This is a genomic window from Streptococcus sp. FSL L8-0526, assembly GCF_038007145.1.
In the GTDB taxonomy this organism is placed as follows: domain Bacteria; phylum Bacillota; class Bacilli; order Lactobacillales; family Streptococcaceae; genus Streptococcus; species Streptococcus thermophilus.
Genome location: NZ_JBBOWP010000001.1, coordinates 484,020 through 502,824, shown reverse-complemented (window position 1 = coordinate 502,824; position 18,805 = coordinate 484,020). Strand labels below are relative to the sequence as shown.

19 protein-coding genes, 1 other RNA gene and 2 pseudogenes are annotated in these 18,805 nt (G+C 38.1%); 7 read left to right on the top strand and 15 right to left on the bottom strand.

Going from position 1 to position 18,805, the window contains the following annotated elements; translation table 11 throughout:
- Positions 1–54 precede the first annotated feature (54 nt).
- Positions 55–483, bottom strand: coding sequence for a type II toxin-antitoxin system RelE/ParE family toxin (locus NSQ85_RS02785; protein ID WP_340781103.1), 429 nt, complete (start codon positions 481–483; stop codon positions 55–57).
- Between the two features lie 136 nt (positions 484–619).
- Between NSQ85_RS02785 and NSQ85_RS02780 the strand changes: the two genes are divergently transcribed.
- Positions 620–1,294, top strand: coding sequence for a hypothetical protein (locus NSQ85_RS02780; protein ID WP_232973243.1), 675 nt, complete (start codon positions 620–622; stop codon positions 1,292–1,294).
- Positions 1,295–1,822: 528 nt separating this feature from the next.
- On the opposite strand, the gene NSQ85_RS02775 is transcribed toward NSQ85_RS02780, so the two are convergent.
- A complete protein-coding gene (locus tag NSQ85_RS02775; RefSeq protein WP_340781102.1) occupies positions 1,823–2,026 on the bottom strand; it encodes a hypothetical protein in 204 nt (67 codons plus the stop codon).
- 155 nt (positions 2,027–2,181) lie between these two features.
- On the opposite strand from NSQ85_RS02775, the pseudogene NSQ85_RS02770 reads away from it, so the two are divergent.
- Both NSQ85_RS02770 and NSQ85_RS02765 read left to right on the top strand, forming a co-directional pair.
- Positions 2,182–3,356, top strand: a pseudogene (locus NSQ85_RS02770) (IS256-like element IS1191 family transposase).
- Positions 3,357–3,543: 187 nt separating this feature from the next.
- Complete coding sequence (locus NSQ85_RS02765; RefSeq protein ID WP_340781101.1) at positions 3,544–5,631, top strand: heavy metal translocating P-type ATPase; 2,088 nt, start codon at positions 3,544–3,546, stop codon at positions 5,629–5,631.
- 120 nt (positions 5,632–5,751) lie between these two features.
- Here the strand turns inward: NSQ85_RS02765 and NSQ85_RS02760 are convergent.
- A pseudogene (locus tag NSQ85_RS02760) lies at positions 5,752–6,926 on the bottom strand (IS256-like element IS1191 family transposase).
- Positions 6,927–7,116: 190 nt separating this feature from the next.
- Here NSQ85_RS02760 and NSQ85_RS02755 point away from each other — a divergent pair.
- A protein-coding gene (locus NSQ85_RS02755; RefSeq protein ID WP_233054443.1) for an IS3-like element ISSth1b family transposase occupies positions 7,117–8,687 on the top strand; the annotation gives its coding sequence in 2 pieces (ribosomal slippage) (positions 7,117–7,762 and positions 7,762–8,687; 1,572 coding nt in all).
- A gap of 68 nt (positions 8,688–8,755) precedes the next feature.
- Here NSQ85_RS02755 and NSQ85_RS02750 read toward each other — a convergent pair.
- The 7 genes from NSQ85_RS02750 to ffs form a co-directional block, all read right to left on the bottom strand.
- Positions 8,756–9,430, bottom strand: coding sequence for a rhomboid family intramembrane serine protease (locus tag NSQ85_RS02750; protein WP_340781099.1), 675 nt, complete (start codon positions 9,428–9,430; stop codon positions 8,756–8,758).
- Complete coding sequence (locus NSQ85_RS02745; protein ID WP_084829129.1) at positions 9,421–9,948, bottom strand: 5-formyltetrahydrofolate cyclo-ligase; 528 nt, start codon at positions 9,946–9,948, stop codon at positions 9,421–9,423. Before NSQ85_RS02745 ends, NSQ85_RS02750 begins: the two co-directional genes overlap by 10 nt.
- A 67-nt stretch (positions 9,949–10,015) precedes the next feature.
- Entirely contained in the window at positions 10,016–11,149 is a 1,134-nt protein-coding gene (locus tag NSQ85_RS02740) for an N-acetyldiaminopimelate deacetylase (RefSeq protein ID WP_002951995.1), read from the bottom strand.
- 78 nt (positions 11,150–11,227) lie between these two features.
- The gene (gene dapD / locus NSQ85_RS02735) at positions 11,228–11,926 is read right to left on the bottom strand and encodes a 2,3,4,5-tetrahydropyridine-2,6-dicarboxylate N-acetyltransferase (RefSeq protein WP_340781097.1); all 699 of its coding nucleotides are present in this window, start codon (positions 11,924–11,926) and stop codon (positions 11,228–11,230) included.
- 85 nt (positions 11,927–12,011) lie between these two features.
- On the bottom strand, positions 12,012–12,767 hold the full coding sequence (locus tag NSQ85_RS02730; protein WP_340781536.1) for an HAD family hydrolase: 756 nt from the start codon (positions 12,765–12,767) through the stop codon (positions 12,012–12,014).
- A 114-nt stretch (positions 12,768–12,881) separates the two neighbouring features.
- A complete protein-coding gene (locus tag NSQ85_RS02725; protein WP_084829132.1) occupies positions 12,882–13,715 on the bottom strand; it encodes a putative RNA methyltransferase in 834 nt (277 codons plus the stop codon).
- 15 nt (positions 13,716–13,730) lie between these two features.
- Positions 13,731–13,816: signal recognition particle sRNA small type (gene ffs, locus NSQ85_RS02720), an RNA gene on the bottom strand.
- Positions 13,817–14,141: 325 nt separating this feature from the next.
- Between ffs and NSQ85_RS02715 the strand changes: the two genes are divergently transcribed.
- The 3 genes from NSQ85_RS02715 to NSQ85_RS02705 are packed head-to-tail and all read left to right on the top strand — an operon-like array spanning position 14,142 to position 14,805.
- Positions 14,142–14,300, top strand: coding sequence for a class IIb bacteriocin, lactobin A/cerein 7B family (locus tag NSQ85_RS02715; protein WP_340781535.1), 159 nt, complete (start codon positions 14,142–14,144; stop codon positions 14,298–14,300).
- Positions 14,301–14,321: 21 nt separating this feature from the next.
- Positions 14,322–14,489 (top strand): class IIb bacteriocin, lactobin A/cerein 7B family, encoded by a 168-nt coding sequence (locus NSQ85_RS02710; RefSeq protein ID WP_002945733.1) that lies wholly within the window; start codon positions 14,322–14,324, stop codon positions 14,487–14,489.
- A gap of 52 nt (positions 14,490–14,541) precedes the next feature.
- The gene (locus tag NSQ85_RS02705; protein WP_084830827.1) at positions 14,542–14,805 is read left to right on the top strand and encodes a hypothetical protein; all 264 of its coding nucleotides are present in this window, start codon (positions 14,542–14,544) and stop codon (positions 14,803–14,805) included.
- Between the two features lie 80 nt (positions 14,806–14,885).
- Here NSQ85_RS02705 and tadA read toward each other — a convergent pair whose 3' ends face one another.
- From tadA to ytpR, 5 genes are all read right to left on the bottom strand, one after another.
- Positions 14,886–15,404 (bottom strand): tRNA adenosine(34) deaminase TadA, encoded by a 519-nt coding sequence (tadA, locus tag NSQ85_RS02700; protein ID WP_340781095.1) that lies wholly within the window; start codon positions 15,402–15,404, stop codon positions 14,886–14,888.
- Positions 15,405–16,166: 762 nt separating this feature from the next.
- Entirely contained in the window at positions 16,167–16,559 is a 393-nt protein-coding gene (locus NSQ85_RS02695) for a single-stranded DNA-binding protein (RefSeq protein WP_011226610.1), read from the bottom strand.
- Positions 16,560–16,762: 203 nt separating this feature from the next.
- On the bottom strand, positions 16,763–16,990 hold the full coding sequence (locus NSQ85_RS02690) for a sulfurtransferase TusA family protein (protein WP_002887422.1): 228 nt from the start codon (positions 16,988–16,990) through the stop codon (positions 16,763–16,765).
- 14 nt (positions 16,991–17,004) lie between these two features.
- Complete coding sequence (locus NSQ85_RS02685; protein WP_340781094.1) at positions 17,005–18,036, bottom strand: YeeE/YedE family protein; 1,032 nt, start codon at positions 18,034–18,036, stop codon at positions 17,005–17,007.
- 137 nt (positions 18,037–18,173) lie between these two features.
- Positions 18,174–18,797: a YtpR family tRNA-binding protein gene (gene ytpR / locus NSQ85_RS02680; RefSeq protein WP_340781093.1), complete on the bottom strand. Its 624-nt coding sequence runs from the start codon at positions 18,795–18,797 to the stop codon at positions 18,174–18,176.
- Positions 18,798–18,805 lie beyond the last annotated feature (8 nt).

Sequence of the window (18,805 nt, the reverse complement as noted above, 5' to 3'; positions counted from 1 at the left end):
AAAGGTTGAATTTTTTTCAGCCCTTAAAACCGGATTGCAAGAATCCAGTTTATATCATCGCTTGTTCCTGTAGTTTAATTTTCGATTGATAGCTTTCTTCAATTCCTTAGTTGGTGTTTTATTTGTTTTTTTCTTAAAAGAGTTTGTGATGATATAAGTAGGTGGAGTCACATCATTTTCATCTTCGCTAGCTTTTTCTAAACGGAAGAATAATGAACGGGCGAAAAGGCCTTTCGTATCAATTCTAAGCTCATAGATATCCTTTTTTCGGTCTACTTTTTTGACTACCTGCTTAGCCACGGCTTCTACTATCCCGACAGTAGAAACGTATTGTATCTTTGCAATAACTTTGGCCACTACAGATGTGGGGAGAGAATTTAAAAATGATCTAAATTCGTCTTCGTCATAATAATCAAAGGTTAATTTAGGAGTAACGCTATTACTTGCTGTTTCTGGATTTGAGAGGTTCTTATTGTTATCCATCAAGCACCATTACCTTTCCAACGAGCGGAAGGCTTTTCCATAATTTATTTCCCTTTATTGGGTTTATTTGATATAATTATAACATATATGATATAAAAAGTCAATATAGGTCAGTTGTCCTGGAAAGGAAAAAGTTATGAAACATAAAAAAATGAAGCAAAAAAGGCATAAACTTGCCAAAGAACGTAAGAATGTATCAGGAGAGCCAGGGAACCTAATCGCTAAACGATATTTTATGTACTTAGAGCGGTTCCAAGCAGTCGGTTTTTTGAACCCTTTGCAAATACGGTTAATTGCTGAAGCATTTGCACATATTCCTACTAGTTACTTCTTCGATGAAAATCGTAACGATTGGTGGAATTATTATCAAATGGAGATTGACTTTGGTGGACTATTCCCGTGTCGAATCGGTCTTTCAATCAACAAAATTAAACAATCTATTCAAAATAGAAGTATTACAACGGAAACTATTGCAGTCCAAAATTTCAAAGAGGCTACCCCCTCGGGAACAGACTTCAATAGTTTAGATTCATCAACTATTTTCTATACTAAGCCAAAAGATATAATAGAAGTGTCAAGTGAACCAATTATTATTTTGTCTGAATTTGAACAATTAAATCGTGTGATTGACGGAAATCATCGTGTAGATGATGCAAAAAGGAATAATCTAACCGAAGTTAGTGCCTTTGTTATAACGAATCAATTCTTACTAGACAATGATTGTTTTGATACGCCATATGATAAAGATATTTTTAAAGCCCATGTCATGTTTTATGAAGCATATAAAAAATATCGTGACTCTATAAGGTAAGAGGATGGCGGATATTTTTCGATAAATGAATTTCCTTCAAGCTCAAGCTTAGTTTCTATATCTAAGGGAGTCTTATGATATGGGTTTGGAGAAATAGCTAGGCGTGTGTCAGTAATAATGGGCTACAGGACATTTTAACCACAGTAGTTCTTTACCTAAGTTTGAAATAGTGCTATCTAATTCTTACTATACTTGATAAAGTCACAAATAAAAAAGGACGGAAGCAAACATGGTTAACATCCCTTTGTCGAAAAGCGGTGTAAGGCTGATTTCTAACAACAGTGACGATACAATAAATTAAGAATTACTCACTGCAAAAGAATTGTAGTAAGAATTGCAAAAAATACTTTTCTGCGACTTAATGACGCTCTCGATAGTAAAAAAGAACTCTCATAAGTTCTTCCTAATGATGGTTTGGTCACTTTTCATTATAGTTCTTATGGGGCTTTTTATGTGCACTCAAAAATCTCTATAATCTCTACAGTGGTTTCACCCACTACAGAAATTATAGAGACTCAATTTAATCATTTAGTTGCTCTTAAATCGCATTGCTTCATCGCTCTGAACAAATTCTCGTTGAGTATCTGTTAATTCCTCAAGTTCATCACAACCGATAAGTCCAAAGACTTCCATTCCATCTTTAGTACTTACGATGTATGCCTCAAGTTCCCTAGCTTTGTCAACGTCTGACACTAAGTAAATGTTTTTTTTAGTCATTACTTCATCAGTCATTTTTCTCTCCTTCAACCCTTTATTAGTGTTTAATCTTCCCCCAATTTGTTGTGTTGGGCCCTGAAGGGTAGTGTAAAATAAGTTGTGTAAACACAAAAAGGAATAAATCCGTTATAGTAGAGTTGCAAAACATTACTAGAAAGAGATTTATTCCTATGACTCAGTTTACCACAGAACTACTTAACTTCCTAGCCCAAAAGCAAGATATTGATGAATTTTTCCGTACTTCTCTTGAAACAGCTATGAATGATCTGCTTCAAGCAGAGTTATCAGCCTTTTTAGGGTATGAACCTTACGATAAATTAGGCTATAATTCTGGGAATAGTCGTAACGGAAGCTATGCACGGAAATTCGAAACCAAATATGGGACTGTTCAGTTGAGCATTCCTAGAGATCGTAATGGGAACTTTAGTCCAGCTTTGCTTCCCACTTATGGACGTCGAGATGACCACTTGGAAGAGATGGTTATTAAACTCTATCAAACCGGTGTAACGACTCGAGAAATTAGTGATATCATCGAGCGAATGTATGGTCATCACTATAGTCCTGCCACAATTTCTAATATCTCAAAAGCAACTCAGGAGAATGTCGCTACTTTTCATGAGCGAAGCTTAGAAGCCAATTACTCTGTTTTATTTCTTGACGGAACCTATCTTCCATTAAGACGTGGAACCGTTAGTAAAGAATGTATTCATATCGCACTTGGCATTACACCAGAAGGACAGAAGGCTGTTCTTGGATATGAAATCGCCCCAAATGAAAACAATGCTTCTTGGTCCACCCTGTTAGACAAGCTTCAAAACCAAGGAATCCAACAGGTTTCTCTTGTAGTGACCGATGGCTTCAAGGGGCTTGAAGAGATTATCAATCAGGCTTACCCATTAGCTAAACAACAACGTTGCTTAATTCATATTAGTCGAAATCTAGCTAGTAAAGTGAAACGAGCAGATAGAGCGGTTATTCTGGAGCAATTTAAAACGATTTATCGTGCTGAAAATTTAGAAATGGCAGTGCAAGCTTTAGAGAACTTTATCTCCGAATGGAAACCAAAGTATAGGAAAGTCATGGAAAGTCTGGAGAATACGGATAATCTTTTAACTTTTTATCAGTTTCCCTACCAGATTTGGCATAGCATTTATTCGACAAACCTCATTGAGTCTCTTAACAAAGAAATCAAACGTCAAACGAAAAAGAAGGTTCTTTTTCCTAAGAGGAGGCTCTGGAACGTTATTTAGTTACCCTGTTTGAAGATTATAATTTCAAGTAAAATCAACGCATCCATAAAGGGTTTGGCCAATGTGCTGACACACTTGAAAGCTTATTTGATTAACATTCTTCAACTCTACTTGAGTGTTTACATATAATTATTGATAGTATCCATATATTTAAGTTACAAAAGAAACATATCGATTATTATTTCGTAACATTTATAGAATACAAAATTTTTGACTTTGATAGTTTACAAATGTAAACTATATACAGATAGAAATTTCAAAGCATTCATTTAGGAGGAAAATATGTCAAATAAAACTCATTCGTCTAATTACGAAGAAATGATGTCTGAGCATCATCACAATCATGAAATGGTGGATATGAAGCACAAAAATCATGAGATGCACAACATGCACAATATGGATAATATGCATGATATGGACAATATGGATATGATGAATCATGGAGGACACATGATGCATATGGGTGATATGAGTAAAAAGCTCAAAGTGGCTATCATTCTAATGATTCCGCTTCTACTCATTTCACCAATCGCTGGCTTTACTATCCTTAAATTCCCCGGAAGTGAAATTTTGCAACTTATCCTTGGTACAATTATCTTCTTTTACTCTGGGACTCCTTTTTTTAGAGGAGCAAAAGGTGAATTAAAAAGCCGTAAGCCAGCCATGATGATGCTGATTACAATGGGAATTTCCGTTGCCTATGCTTATTCTGTTTATGCCACAATTATGAGTCTTAACGGACATATGGGCATGAACTTCTGGTTTGAACTGGCAACTTTAATTGTCATTATGTTGATTGGTCACCTGATTGAGATGAAAGCAATCATGGGTGCTGGCGATGCATTGAAAGATTTAGCAAGCCTTGTTCCCAAAAAAGCTCACTTAAAAAGTGGGAAGGATGTGGAGCTTTCAGAACTAAAAGTTGGCGATTTGCTTTTAGTGAAAGAAAATGAAAAAATTCCTGCAGATGGCCTTATATTAAGTGAAGCGCTCGTTGATGAGTCGATGATTACTGGTGAAAGCCGAGCAGTCAATAAAAAACCAAATGACCTTGTTTATGGTGGTTCCCTCAATCTAAACCAACCATTTGAGATGAAAGTCACAGCCCTTGGAAAAGATTCATTTCTCAATCAAGTGGCCGAATTAGTCAAGAAAGCCCAAGCTCAAAAATCTAATTTGGAAAATATGGCTGACAGAGTGGCTGGTTACCTTTTCTATGTTGCACTTATTGTCGGTATCTTCTCATTAATTTTTTGGACAATTAGTTCTAACTTTAGTTTTGCTCTACTTCTTGCGGTTTCTGTTTTTGTAATTGCATGTCCACACGCTTTAGGTCTTGCGGTTCCACTTGTTGTTTCTCGCTTAACCAGTATTTCTGCTAAAAATGGTTTATTAATTCAAAACAGAACCTCTTTGGAAAAAATAAATACAATTAAATATGCCTTAATGGATAAAACAGGAACATTAACTGACGGTAAGTTTATTGTCCGTGATGTTATTGATTTTACTGATGAAACAGACATTCTCCAAATCATGGCAGCACTTGAAGGAAGTTCCACTCACCCGATTGCTCAATCAATCGTTTCAGCTGCTAAACCTCTTAAAAATCTAAAAGTTGAAGCGGTTGAAAATATTCCAGGAGTTGGAATTAAAGGGCAAGTTAATCAAAACTTTTATCAAATTGTTAACTATAAATATCTTCGTGAAAATCAACTTTCTTATGATGAACAAAAGATTGCTCAATATTTAGATTTAGGTTTAACTTTATCTTTCCTAATCAATGAACAACAAGATGTTTTAGGATTTATTGCCTTAGGAGATTCTCCTAAAGCAGACGCGAAAGCCTTTATTAATGGTTTATTAGCCCAAGGAATTACCCCTGTTATGCTCACGGGTGATAATAAAGAAACTGCTCAAAAAATTGCTAGTGCACTAAATATTACCGAATTTAGAGCGGAATTAAAACCTGAAGATAAAGCAGAAATTGTGAAAGAATACCAAAAGAAAGCCGGTGTTCTTTTCATTGGTGATGGTGTCAATGATGCCCCAGCCCTTGCAACTGCTACGATTGGTGTTGCGATTGGAGCAGGAACTTCGGTTGCTATCAGTACCGCTGATGTCGTCCTAGTTAACTCCAATCCAAGTGACGTCTTGGATATGATTAACATCTCCAAACGCATGCTTAGAAAAATGAAACAAAACCTCTGGTTTGGAGCAGGCTATAACATTATTGCTATTCCTGTTGCAGCGGGTATTCTTTATCCATTTACAGGATTTTATATTGACCCTCTCATTGCAGCAGTCCTGATGTCAATCTCAACCGTGATTGTCTCAATCAACGCGATGGGATTGAGGTATGATAAAAAATAGAAGAGCCTATGCTCTTCTATTTTTTTCATACTAATTATGAAACTCTTATCACTTAAATATACTTAAAGATTAGATACTGTCAATAATTATGTGTAAACACTCAAGTAGAGTTGAAGAATGTTAATCAAATAAGCTTTCAAGTGTGTCAGCACATTGGCCAAACCCTTTATGGATGCGTTGATTTTGCTTGAAATTATAATCTTCAAACAGGGTAACTAAATAACGTTCCAGAGCCTTCTCTTAGGAAAAAGAACCTTCTTTTTCGTTTGACGTTTGATTTCTTTGTTAAGAGACTCAATGAGGTTTGTCGAATAAATGCTATGCCAAATCTGGTAGGGAAACTGATAAAAAGTTAAAAGATTATCCGTATTCTCCAGACTTTCCATGACTTTCCTATACTTTGGTTTCCATTCGGAGATAAAGTTCTCTAAAGCTTGCACTGCCATTTCTAAATTTTCAGCACGATAAATCGTTTTAAATTGCTCCAGAATAACCGCTCTATCTGCTCGTTTCACTTTACTAGCTAGATTTCGACTAATATGAATTAAGCAACGTTGTTGTTTAGCTAATGGGTAAGCCTGATTGATAATCTCTTCAAGCCCCTTGAAGCCATCGGTCACTACAAGAGAAACCTGTTGGATTCCTTGGTTTTGAAGCTTGTCTAACAGGGTGGACCAAGAAGCATTGTTTTCATTTGGGGCGATTTCATATCCAAGAACAGCCTTCTGTCCTTCTGGTGTAATGCCAAGTGCGATATGAATACATTCTTTACTAACGGTTCCACGTCTTAAGGGAAGATAGGTTCCGTCAAGAAATAAAACAGAGTAATTGGCTTCTAAGCTTCGCTCATGAAAAGTAGCGACATTCTCCTGAGTTGCTTTTGAGATATTAGAAATTGTGGCAGGACTATAGTGATGACCATACATTCGCTCGATGATATCACTAATTTCTCGAGTCGTTACACCGGTTTGATAGAGTTTGATAACCATCTCTTCCAAGTGGTCATCTCGACGTCCATAAGCGGGAAGCAAAGCTGGACTAAAGTTCCCATTACGATCTCTAGGAATACTCAACTGAACAGTCCCATATTTGGTTTCGAATTTCCGTGCATAGCTTCCGTTACGACTATTCCCAGAATTATAGCCTAATTTATCGTAAGGTTCATACCCTAAAAAGGCTGATAACTCTGCTTGAAGCAGATCATTCATAGCTGTTTCAAGAGAAGTACGGAAAAATTCATCAATATCTTGCTTTTGGGCTAGGAAGTTAAGTAGTTCTGTGGTAAACTGAGTCATAGGAATAAATCTCTTTCTAGTAATGTTTTGCAACTCTACTATAACGGATTTATTCCTTTTTGTGTTTACACAACTTATTTTACACTACCTATGCAAAACTGCTTATCATTATGTGCTGTGATATACTCCCCTTATAGTGGACAGTGAAAAAATAAAAATTTTCACTAGAAACTATAAGGGGAGTTTTATTATGTCCAAAAGAAGTCCAAAATCTGTATCTGAGAAACTAGAAATTGTTCTGCTTCACTTGGAAGAAGGTAAATCACTTAGTTGGTTAACTAGAAACCAAGGTATCTCTAAAGACACCCTATCGAACTGGGTTCGGAAGTACAAAGAAGCTGGTGTTGATGGGCTAGAGGAAAGCCGTCAATGGAAGAAGTATAGTAAGGAACTAAAGGAACAAGCTGTTTCCGACTATCTTAATGGCTTGGGAAGTCTCAAAGATCTGACCAAAAAATATGGAATTTCTGACCCTTATGTTCTCAGATCATGGATAAAAAGTTATACTAGTGGTAAAGAACTGAAAGCTACTAGTAAAGGAATGAGACGCATGAAGCAAGGACGCAAGACAACATTTGAAGAACGAATTGAGATTGTCAATTTTACCCTTGCCTACGAGAAAGATTACCAAGGGGCTGTTGAGAAGTATGGTGTTTCCTACCAGCAGATCTATTCTTGGGTCAGAAAGTTCGAGAAGGACGGTTCTAACGGTCTCCTAGATCGTCGTGGAAAAGGTCTTACAAGTAAACCAAACCTTACTCCAGAAGAAGAGTTACGCCTCAAAATCAAGCAACAGGAAGAGCGGATTAAGTATCTTGAAATGGAGAACGGCCTGCTAAAAAAGTTAGAAGAAATCAAACGACGAAACCGACGGTAAGACTTGGTCGGCACTTGGAAACCTTCCAAGCGATTAAAGAATATGCGGATGAGTATGAAGAGGTTTCTATCAGCCACTTGTGCCATATTCTAAAGGTATCTCGCTCAGGCTATTACAAGTGGTTACAACATCAAGAAACAACTTCTGAACAGGAAAATTTAGGCTTGATGGATATCATCAAGAAACTTCATAGCCAGCATAATGGTATTCTTGGTTATCGTCGTATGACGCTATTTGTCAATCGCAAGCTTGAAACAAACTACAACAAGAAGCGGATTCGACGCTTGATGCACATTCTAGGTCTACGTTCCATTATCAGAAGAGCCAAGGGCTATTGTACTAAAACTAGCTTTGTCAATGTAGAGGACAACATTCTCAATCGTAATTTTACAGCCACTGCTCCAAATCAGAAATGGTGTACAGATGTGACTTTCTTGAAGTACGGTTTCAGCTGTATAGCCTATTTGAGTGCTATTAAGGATCTTTACGACGGCTCAATTGTCGCCTATGTAGTTGGTCAATTTAATGATAACGAATTGGTATTGGAAACACTTCGTAAAGCACAAAAAGCTAATCCTAATGCGACACCATTAATTCACAGCGACCGAGGTTCGCAGTATACTTCGAAAGATTATTACCGTTTAACTACCCAGTATCAGATGACCCGCTCCATGTCTCGTGTTGGTAAGTGTATTGACAATGCACCAATTGAGAGTTTCTTTGGGCACTTTAAGACGGAGTGCTATGATTTGAAGAAGTATAAGACTTTTGAGGAGCTAGTTTCAGATATTGATGCCTACATCTATTTTTACAATCATCAACGTTTTCAAGAGCGCAATAACGGCCTTGCCCCTCTTGAAATGAGGAACAAGGCCGTCGCCTAATATTTTATTATTTCATTGTCCACTTGACAGGGAGCTGTTCATAATATTCGATGGATTTTTCATTTAATTTAAAGATAAGTAAAGCCTAGAACAATTAGCAAGAGTGTAACGTAAGTTAAAAGGGAAGTGAAGCGCCACCCCTTACTAAATAGGCGACTTTCAACCTTATTGGCCAAAAAGATAGCTGCCAGAGCACCTCCAACTAAACCACCGATATGACCTGTAATCCCAACACTAGGTGTAAATAGGTTGAAGATTAAGTTAATAACAATCAAAGCCAAATAATTACGGCCCAACTGATTGAGTAAGGGACTGTGACTGTAATAACCAAGAATCACAATAGCCGCAAATAGGCCAAACAAGGAGGTCGAAGCACCAGCTGCAATAACATTAGGTGTAAAAAACAAGGTAAAGGCGTTTCCCATAACACCAGCTAGTAAATAAAGCCCTAGAAAACGCAGAGTACCAAAAATCTGTTCAGCCATCCTCCCCATAAAATAAAGGGTAAGCATATTGAAAATAAAATGCTCGACACCTATATGAACAAAAATAGGTGTTATAAGACGCCAAAGTTCTAAGGGTTTGTATTGAACGAAAGTCCCATACATAGCCCCCGTCTTAAAGAGACTAAGAGGTGACGTCGCTTGAAAGCTATTTAAAAGATATTGACAGATAAAAGTCAGCATCGTGAGTCCCAACAATAGATAGGTTGCAGGGTATTTCTTCCATTCACTTACTTGCATGTAATAACCTCCCTAACGGCGATGTCATGGCTATATGGAATAAAATCCATTTCCTGACAGGGATAAACCGTGCTAACTGTCTCCCCCTCAAAATCAGACAAATAGCGATCATAGTAACCTGCTCCGTAACCAATACGATAGCCTTCAGCATTGAAAACTACTCCCGGCACATGAATCAAATCAATCTCTGATTTTTCCACTGCCAAATCAGAGGCAGGTTCCATCAAGCCGAAAGAGGTTGCAACAAGATTATCTGGATCGTAATCCACAAAAATCATTCGACCTTGTTTATAGGTTTTGGGAATCAAAAGACGCTTACCATCCTTTAAGGCCTGCTTGATTAAGAGACTGGTATCATATTCATGCGGAAAAGCCAAATAGGTCGCAATCACCTGGGCATCTTTATAAGCAGGTAAGGCAATCAATTTCTCCAAAAAATTTTTATCTATCTCAGCCTTAGTCTCAGGTTCTTGTGAAGTCAACTGAGACAAGACCGTTTTTCTAAGTTTATTTTTCATAGGTTTATCATATCAAAAAAGCTACCAAAAATCAGATTTGGTAGTTTTTTAGCTTTGTCAACTATCATTAGTCCTCTGCCTTGTATTTAAGGAACTTACCAATTTCACTCACTGCAAAAGCAAGAGCTTCTTCGTTTGGACTCATCTTAGGATGGTGAAGTGCATATGGCGTATCAATCCCCAACCAGAACATGACACCAGGAACCTTACTAAGCAAATAACCAAAATCCTCGCCCGTCATGGCTGGCAAACAATCAATCAAGTTCACTGCTGGACTAGCATCAAAGAAGGCCATCAACTCTTTAGCCAAGGCTGGATTATTTTCCACAGGGAGATAACCACCTTGTTTCAACATGATATCCACTTCCATACCGAAGCTAGCTGCTACGCCTTCTGCAATCTGGCGCACGCGCTTCTGGATGAGGAGACTCATTTCCTGAGTAAGAGTACGAATAGTACCATAGACCTCTGCTGTTTCAGCGATAACATTGTTGGTCGTTCCTGCATGGAAAGAACCAAAGGTAACTACGCCGCCTTGGATAGGATCAACATTACGACTAACAATAGTTTGTACCTGTGTAATAAAGTAAGAAGCTGCTACAAGAGCGTCATTAGCCTCGTGTGGAAAGGCGGCATGACCTCCTTTACCTTTGAAAGTAACGAGTACTTCACAAGTTCCTGCAAAAAGGGTATTCGTATTTGTAGCAATATCTCCTACCTTAAAATCCGGACGGACATGGAGCCCATAGAACTCATCTGGCAACCAATCTCCAAAGGCACCATCCTCATACATAAGCATACCACCAGCTTCATTTTCTTCAGCTGGCTGGAAAAGGAAGAGCATGTTATTTTTAGGCTGTACTTGAAGCATCTGGTCCAAGAGACCAAGCGCTGTCGTCATATGAATATCGTGACCACAAGCATGCATACGACCTTCATGAATAGATTTAAAGTCAAGACCTGTTTCCTCTACAATTGGTAGACCATCGATATCTGTACGCCAACCAATAGTTTTCTCAGGCGCAGAACCATGAAGAAAAACAAGGATTCCTGTACGCCAAGTACGTTGCTCCACAAAGTCCTTACCTTCAGTCATTTCAGCAATACGCTCTAAGAGATAAGCTTGCGTTTTAAATTCTTCCAAACCAATTTCGGGAATTTGGTGAAGGTCTCGTCTGATTTTGATTAAATCAAGTGTCATGTTTTTGTCCTTTTTGTTTATATTTATTTTATAGAGAATCTAGAAATAGAGGCCTTACGGGCCTCTACTATCAATATATTACAAGTTACGCAAAGCGTCTTCGAGTGCTGTCTTTTGTTGTGTTTTTTCATCGATTTCCTTGATTATGCGAGCTGGAACACCTGCTACAACCACATTTTCAGGAACATCTTGAGTAACGACAGCGCCAGCGGCAACGACTGAACCGTTACCTACTTGAACACCTTCAATCACAACAGCATTAGCACCAACAAGCACGTTATCACCGATACGTACTGGCTCTGCTGAAGCTGGTTCAATCACGCCAGCAAGGACTGCACCCGCACCAATGTGGCTGTTTTTACCAACAGTAGCACGACCACCAAGGATAGCACCCATATCAATCATAGTACCTGCACCGATTTCCGCTCCGATATTGATTACAGCACCCATCATAACGACGGCATTGTCTTCAATCGTTACTTGGTCACGTATAATGGCACCTGGCTCGATACGGGCGTTAAGGTGACGCTTATCAAGCAATGGAACAGCTGAGTTGTGGCCATCTTGTTCCACAACATAATCCTTATTTTCCGTCAAATTTGCAAGAAGTGGCTCGATATCTTTCCAGTCACCGAAAAGAACATTACCAAGCTTAGTGACAGAACTTGGAACAGCAGTTGCCAATTCCCCTTCAAAAGTTACTTTAACATTTGTTTTCTTTTCTGCATTACCGATAAAAGCAATAATTTCTTGTGCAGACATTTTTTGTGCAGTCATGAGATTCTCCATTCACATAAAGTTAGGAATCATTATACCAAAAATTCTGATAATTGTCTTTACTTTTGCCAAATCGAATGTATTTTTATGTAAAAACTGTCTTTAGATCCTCTATATCTGTAATCACTCGGTCTGGCTTGATTGGGGATGTCTCCAGCTCTTGACGAGAATAAGGAAAAGTATTCAACAAGATTCCATCAATTCCAACCGCTTTAGCTACAGCAATATCCGTCGTCAAGTCATTTCCCACCATGACAGTCTCAGATGGGTTCAACCCATAGTCATCTAGAACTTGCTTCAAAAATTCTGGTTGAGGCTTACAGATACCCGAATCCGAAGACAAATAAATGGTATCAAAACAAGATCTTAACTCCATTAGGTCAATCTCGGCGTTCGTAAAGGCCGCTTGAGCATTAGACAAGAGATAAAGATGGCATCCCTGATCTTTTAGAAAGGTCAAAACCTCCTTGGTATGCGGATAAACTAACAAGTGCTTACGAGATAAGACGCGAAAGACTATAGCTATCAATTGGCCCCAATCCTCTAGCTGATAAAGAAGGCAACTAGACTGAGGTCGACCATCTACATAAAGCTGTTTGAAAATGTGAGTTAAGTCAACTTCTGGATACGCTACTCCTTTAAGCTCTATTAACTCCTTACGAGCCAGTGCCACACGCTTAGCATAAGATTTTCTAAGACCTTCACCCTTATAATCCGTCCCATAAGCTTGGTAAAGTTGGGCTAATTTATCCCATAACTCAGGATCTTTCTCATCGGTTAGGATATCAACCAAGGTTCCATAAAAATCAAAAATATAGTTCTTATAAACGTTATTCATCATCGCCTTTTTACTCATTACTCAAGATTTCTTATTCTTTATCATACACCTTTTAAGAGAATCAAACAAACTAACCAAGAAAATTTCCCATCAAAAAAATCCCAATAACCGTTAGGATTACTTATCATTTTTAATACGACCAATCAGTAACTCTCCTGCAACTGTCAATTGCGTCACCGAGGACAAATTTAAACTGTTCTTATCAACATGGAAGAAAAGAGGTGTCATCTCTGCAAATGTTTGAACATGTTCTGGTGGCATAGACCAAGTCCTGACAATAGTCACACGCTCCAAAAGTTCACAGGATTCCTGGAAATGTTCCAAAACATCCTGATTAGAGTAAGCATGCACCTCCGGTAATAGTTGGCGAAACTCTTTAAGATGATCTTCATGAGGAATAACCTTGAAAATCAACCCCTGATCAGTCAAAAGTCGTCCAAATTCTTTATAATTAGCTGGCGAAAAGATATCTAAAATCAGGTCTATGCTGTGTTCACGCAAGGGCAGTTTAGCCAAATCACCAACGAACCATGCCACATTTTTCTGAGGATTTTGACGAGCCGCAAGAAGGATGGAGTCCTTAGACAAATCAAAGGCCATGAAATCTTTGTCAAATGCTAAAGCCAACTGACGGCTGTAATAGCCCTCACCACAGGCAACATCTAGAACATGCGAATGTCTAGGAAGGTCACGCAAACGCTCGGAAATCACCTCCAGGATGGAATCATAGTAGCCTGCCGCAAGAATCTGACTCCTATTTTCAAAAGAAGCCATATCATAGTGTTTATCTCCCTTGTTCTGTCTCAAAAAATTGACAAAGCCCTGCTTGGCGATATTAAAGGTATGCCTATTCTGACAAACCAAGCTAGACTGGTCCAAATGCATTGAAGCCTGACAAATAGGACAAGCAAAAAGGCTTTCTTGATTTTTAAAAACGCTAAAATTGGCCATAAATCCTCCTCGACACAAAAAAAAGAGCACACACCTGAAATCGCTTAGGGCTGCTGGATTCCTCCCCTGACCCGCTTCACGCACAGATGTTGCTCCGAGAAATATTATACCATAAATCGAAGTGATTGCAAGTAGGAAACTTAAGACAAGACTAGATGGAATTATCCCTCATCGAAGCTCATTATTTTCTTTCATCAGTATAAACTTTGATAAACCCTAGCAATGCCATAGTAACAGAAATGTCACTACTTTTTTATTTCTCTTCACCTTATAATAAATCCACAGCTTGAGGAAAGCACCAAAAGCTAGTGACATAACTGACTTTATTGAAAGGAGAAGTCATACTTAGGGTATCTCTTAACTCGTGGTTAGGGGCTAAGGAATTATAAAACTAACCAAGAATAAAAAAGGAGAAGGAAAATGACAATGATTAACAAAGACAGGAACACGGCTGATTTGGCTACAGTAACAGGAGGCGGATGGAAAATAAATCTTTCCGTTGGAGGTCTCTGTCTTGCTTCAGAACCTATTGGAACGCTTGTATGTATTGGTGCCTACAACGGCTACATGGATACTGCTCGATAAGAAGAAAGAACAATAAGAACAATGACTAAAACAATCAACAACCGTAAGAAAATGACTACTCAAGAACTCGAAATCGTATCAGGTGGTACAGTTCCTTGGGCTGCTATTTCAGTAGGAATTGCTGGCGCAAAACTGACTTATGATCTAAGCTATGCTGCGGGTAAATCTTTCTGCAATCTCAAACACTAATAAAAGAACTTAACTTCAACTGACATCTCCAAGATTTTGAGAATGATAACTTATGAAGCTTACAAGAAATCAAACAAATAGTACTACTGCTAATCAATTCCCTAAAATGAACAACTATTTACTCGTAAAAATCGCTTTAGCTGGAATTATCAGTAGCCTATTTCTCATACTCCTAATCAACCTAATCTTTCATGAACGATTAGGAACACCAATTATTGACACTAATTTGAAGTCAGCTTTTTGGACACTTATACTCTTCATACCTATTTTTCTTTTGACAAGAGAACAAGAAAAACATAAGACTAAGGAAGAGTGACTTAAAGATCCTTCAAAAAAACAAGACTCCCTCTAATCTCCCATTGAAAAATGCAAGCTCTTTTGGCTTGCATTTTGTCTTTACATATCTTGCACGACTTCTAATTTAGCCAATCGTTTGGCTTCTTTTTTGCGTTCGCGGCTCTGGCGGAAAAAGTCTTGCATAATCTTAGCACAGTCCTCCTCCATGACACCAGTCTCAACTTCTACGCGATGATTGAGACGCTCATCTCTTAAGATATCATAAAGGCTACCTGCACCACCAAATTTTTGATTACATGCTCCATAGATAACTTTGGGAATACGCGCCAGACCAATGGCTCCACTACACATGACACAGGGTTCAATAGTCACAAAAAGGGTGCAGTCTAACAAACGCCAGTTGCCCACTGTCCTATTGGCCTCTTGAATGGCCATGACCTCCGCATGCATAATAGCTTGGTTGAGTTCCTCACGCGCATTATGCCCACGACCAACGATTTCTCTATCCTTAACAATAACACAACCAATTGGAATTTCTGCTTTATCTAGAGATTTTTGAGCCTCCTTAAGAGCCTCAGACATAAAAAACTCTTTCTCTTCTTGGCTATAGTCAAGCATTAGTCTTACTCCTGTTCCAAGATTTACGAGATGGCGTCTCGCTTAGTCTTTCTATTATTATAGCATAAGAAAAACATTCCCTTTCTAAAGGGTACAAAAAAAGCTAAGACGAATCATCCTAGCTTCAAACACATTAGTTTGGTGAGTCTTAGGAATCACACCAATGTGTTCTCCCCAAGGCTAGACGAAAAGTCAACGACCACTTAACATCCTAATTTATATGTCAGTCGGAGTGTTACAGTCAATTGTCTGTGAAATCATTGAATCGATCTATAGCCTCACAACAATAAACTAAAACGTAACCGTCTCAAACAATTGCAAGCATAGTATTATAGTTGTGATATTTAACACTTTCATTCCAAACAAGTAATGCTTACTATAAAAGTAATTTTTAGAGTAGGCATTACCCACCTATAGTTTATCACGAAACCTCTATCATTTAATTTAAAAATAGGTAATAAAAAAATGATTTTAATGAAAGAAAATTGTTAATTGTGTCCACTATTTTGGCTAATACACCAAACAGCAAAAAATATGTTATAACTACATTTAAAGGTTTTTCGAATAAACTTCTCTACTCTATCTATACTTTCAAACACCTATCGCCCTAAATCTTATCTAATTTTACTATTTATTAGTCTAATAAATGTTTAATATTCCGTCTCCAATAATTCTTTAAAACAAGGTATGGAACAAGATAATGATTTTTTGGAGTTATTGCTTTAAAGATTGAAGACTTAAACAGCAAGTACAAAGGATAAACTAAAAGGGAAGTTCTTCTTCTAAAATCAGGTCAGCCAAGTCATTATCAGGATTATTTTCCCTAACAGCACGCTGAGCACGACTCTCCAGAAGTTGAAAAGAGGAACAAAGCACTTCAGTAACGTAATGAGTTTGACCATCCTTATCATACTTACGAGTGCGAATCTCACCATCAAGAGAAATTAAACTTCCCTTGCTAGCATAAGATGCCAATGTCTCAGCTAAACGACCCCAAACTACTACTGTGATAAAATCAGCCTCACGCTCACCATTTTGCGTCTTATAGCGACGATTAACCGCAACTGTGACACGTGTAAAAGACCTATCACTAGCAGTCTTAACCATTTCAGGTGTTGCTGTCAAACGTCCAATTAAAATTACTTTGTTATACATTTTTTACCTCCACCTATCTATTCGTAAGAGGGAGTAAAAAAGTGGTTTATTTTTAATAGTTTTACAAATTTTTTCGGGAGGATCCTCTCTAATACTCAAATCCCTCTACTACTCGAAGAATATTATTTTTCTAGAGATAGTACTCCATAAGATATTTTCATTACAAAATTGATCTTTAAATTTTCTCGACTCGCTTAGCTAACTCAACGTTTTTGAACCACAATTTCCCAAGAAGCAGGACCGACTTGGTCAAAGCGAGTTACAGGATAATCATTATCTGCAGCCCAGTTTGGAATACTTTCCGTTGCTTGCGTACAATCGAAAGCAATCAACAACTCATCTCCAACAGCTAATTCAGCCATTTTCTTTTTCGCATCAATCAATGGAAATGGGCATACCAGTCCACCAGTTTCAAGTTTTACCAAAGTCATATTATATTCTCCTCTTAATTTTTGTTTGGTTTTACAAAGATAATATAGGAAGCCGTCCAAACACCTAAAATAGTCACTGGCAAAGCAATCCATCCCTTACTAGAAAAAATTGCTGTAGCTGTTAAACCATTACCAATTGTACAGCCACCAGCCCAAGAAGCACCGATTCCCATAAAAATACCTCCTAGTGTGCTCTTACCGATGGTTGGCAAGTCTGGCAAACGCCAGCGAAACTCTTGAGATCCCTTTGCAGCAAGAAAGGAACCGATAAAAATACCCAATACAAGAAAAACACCCCAACCAAGTTGCTTACTATCGCCTGTAATAATATAACTAATTAGATGTGCTGATGGTGTTGTAATTCCTAACCCTCCAACACGACCAGTCAGCTGACTAGCTGGCCAAGCAATTAAAGCAACAAAACCAATTAGAAGTCCTGCAAAATATTTATGGTAAGTTTTCTCAAATAGGTAGTGTCTCACTCCCTTATATCTTGGTGGAAGCGAAGCAATCTGACGTCTGGGCTTACGTAACTCTCGAATTATAAAGAAACTTGTTATAACTACTAAGAAAACAAGAAGATACCAAACCGGAATTCCTAATTGACTCGCTAAATCATCGTTAATCACCCATCGCTTAGCTATTGATTGATTCAAAGGTACAAGGAATCCTGATTTCATAGCTGCTGCACTTGTCATATAAAAAAATAGTGCAACCCAGCTACCTAAGAGTCCTTCACCTGCACGATACCACGTTCCTGTGGCGCATCCCCCCGCAAGAACAATTCCAATTCCAAATAGATAGGAACCCACAATAGCTCCTAACACGGAAAATTCTTCATAGGGATTTCCAACAATACCTAATTTAATCAGGAAAAGCACTCCTATACTTTCTACTGTGATTGCAATAAGGAAAGCGTAAAATAAGGTATTATTACGTGCAATATACATGTCTCGAAAACCACCCGTCATACAAAAACGAGTTCGTTGCAAAATGAATCCAAATATCAGACCAATGATCCCACCAGAAAGAGCAGTCGTAAGCATAAGTACCTCCTAAAGTAAATATTGAATACATTATAAAAAAAATATTATAACTTGTATAATCTTTCTTTTTTATGGTTAGCCATAAACTTTCTTTATGGCAAACAAAAAAAGCGGATTATTACCGCTTCTTCTCTTACTTACCTTTTCCAGTGTTTAGCTGGATCAAAAGCCTCGCCGACTACTGCTGAATCATCAAGTTCAATAATCCCACGTTTTTGCGGGGCATTCGGAAGGGCCAACTCACGTGGGGAACACATCATTCCATAGCTATCTTCACCACGAAGTTTTCCTGGGAAGAAAATAGCCCCGCTAGGCATCATAGCACCAGGGAGAGCTACGATAGTTTTAAGACCAGGGGATGCGTTTGGTGCTCCTGCAACGATTTGGACCTTCTTATCACCGATGTTCACTTGACAGATGTTAAGGTGGTCACTGTCTGGATGTGGAACCATTTCATCAATTTGTCCAACCACAAAGACTGGACCTTGCGTATTTTCCAAACGCTCTTCAAATCCCTCTTTAGCCAATTCCTCATTTAAGATAGCTACATCTTGGTCTGACAAGAAAACTTGACCATTTCCTTCAATATCAATGAGGCTTGATGCTTCAAAAATGTTCCAAGCAAGAGTCTTACCTATTTCATCAGCCGTGACACGAGCCACCTTACCTTTACGTTCTACGCTACGTTTAATGTCCTTAGTATCTTCCAAGATAACTAACAAAACGTCGCCAACTTGTTCTTTATTGTATGCAAAAATCATGGATTCTC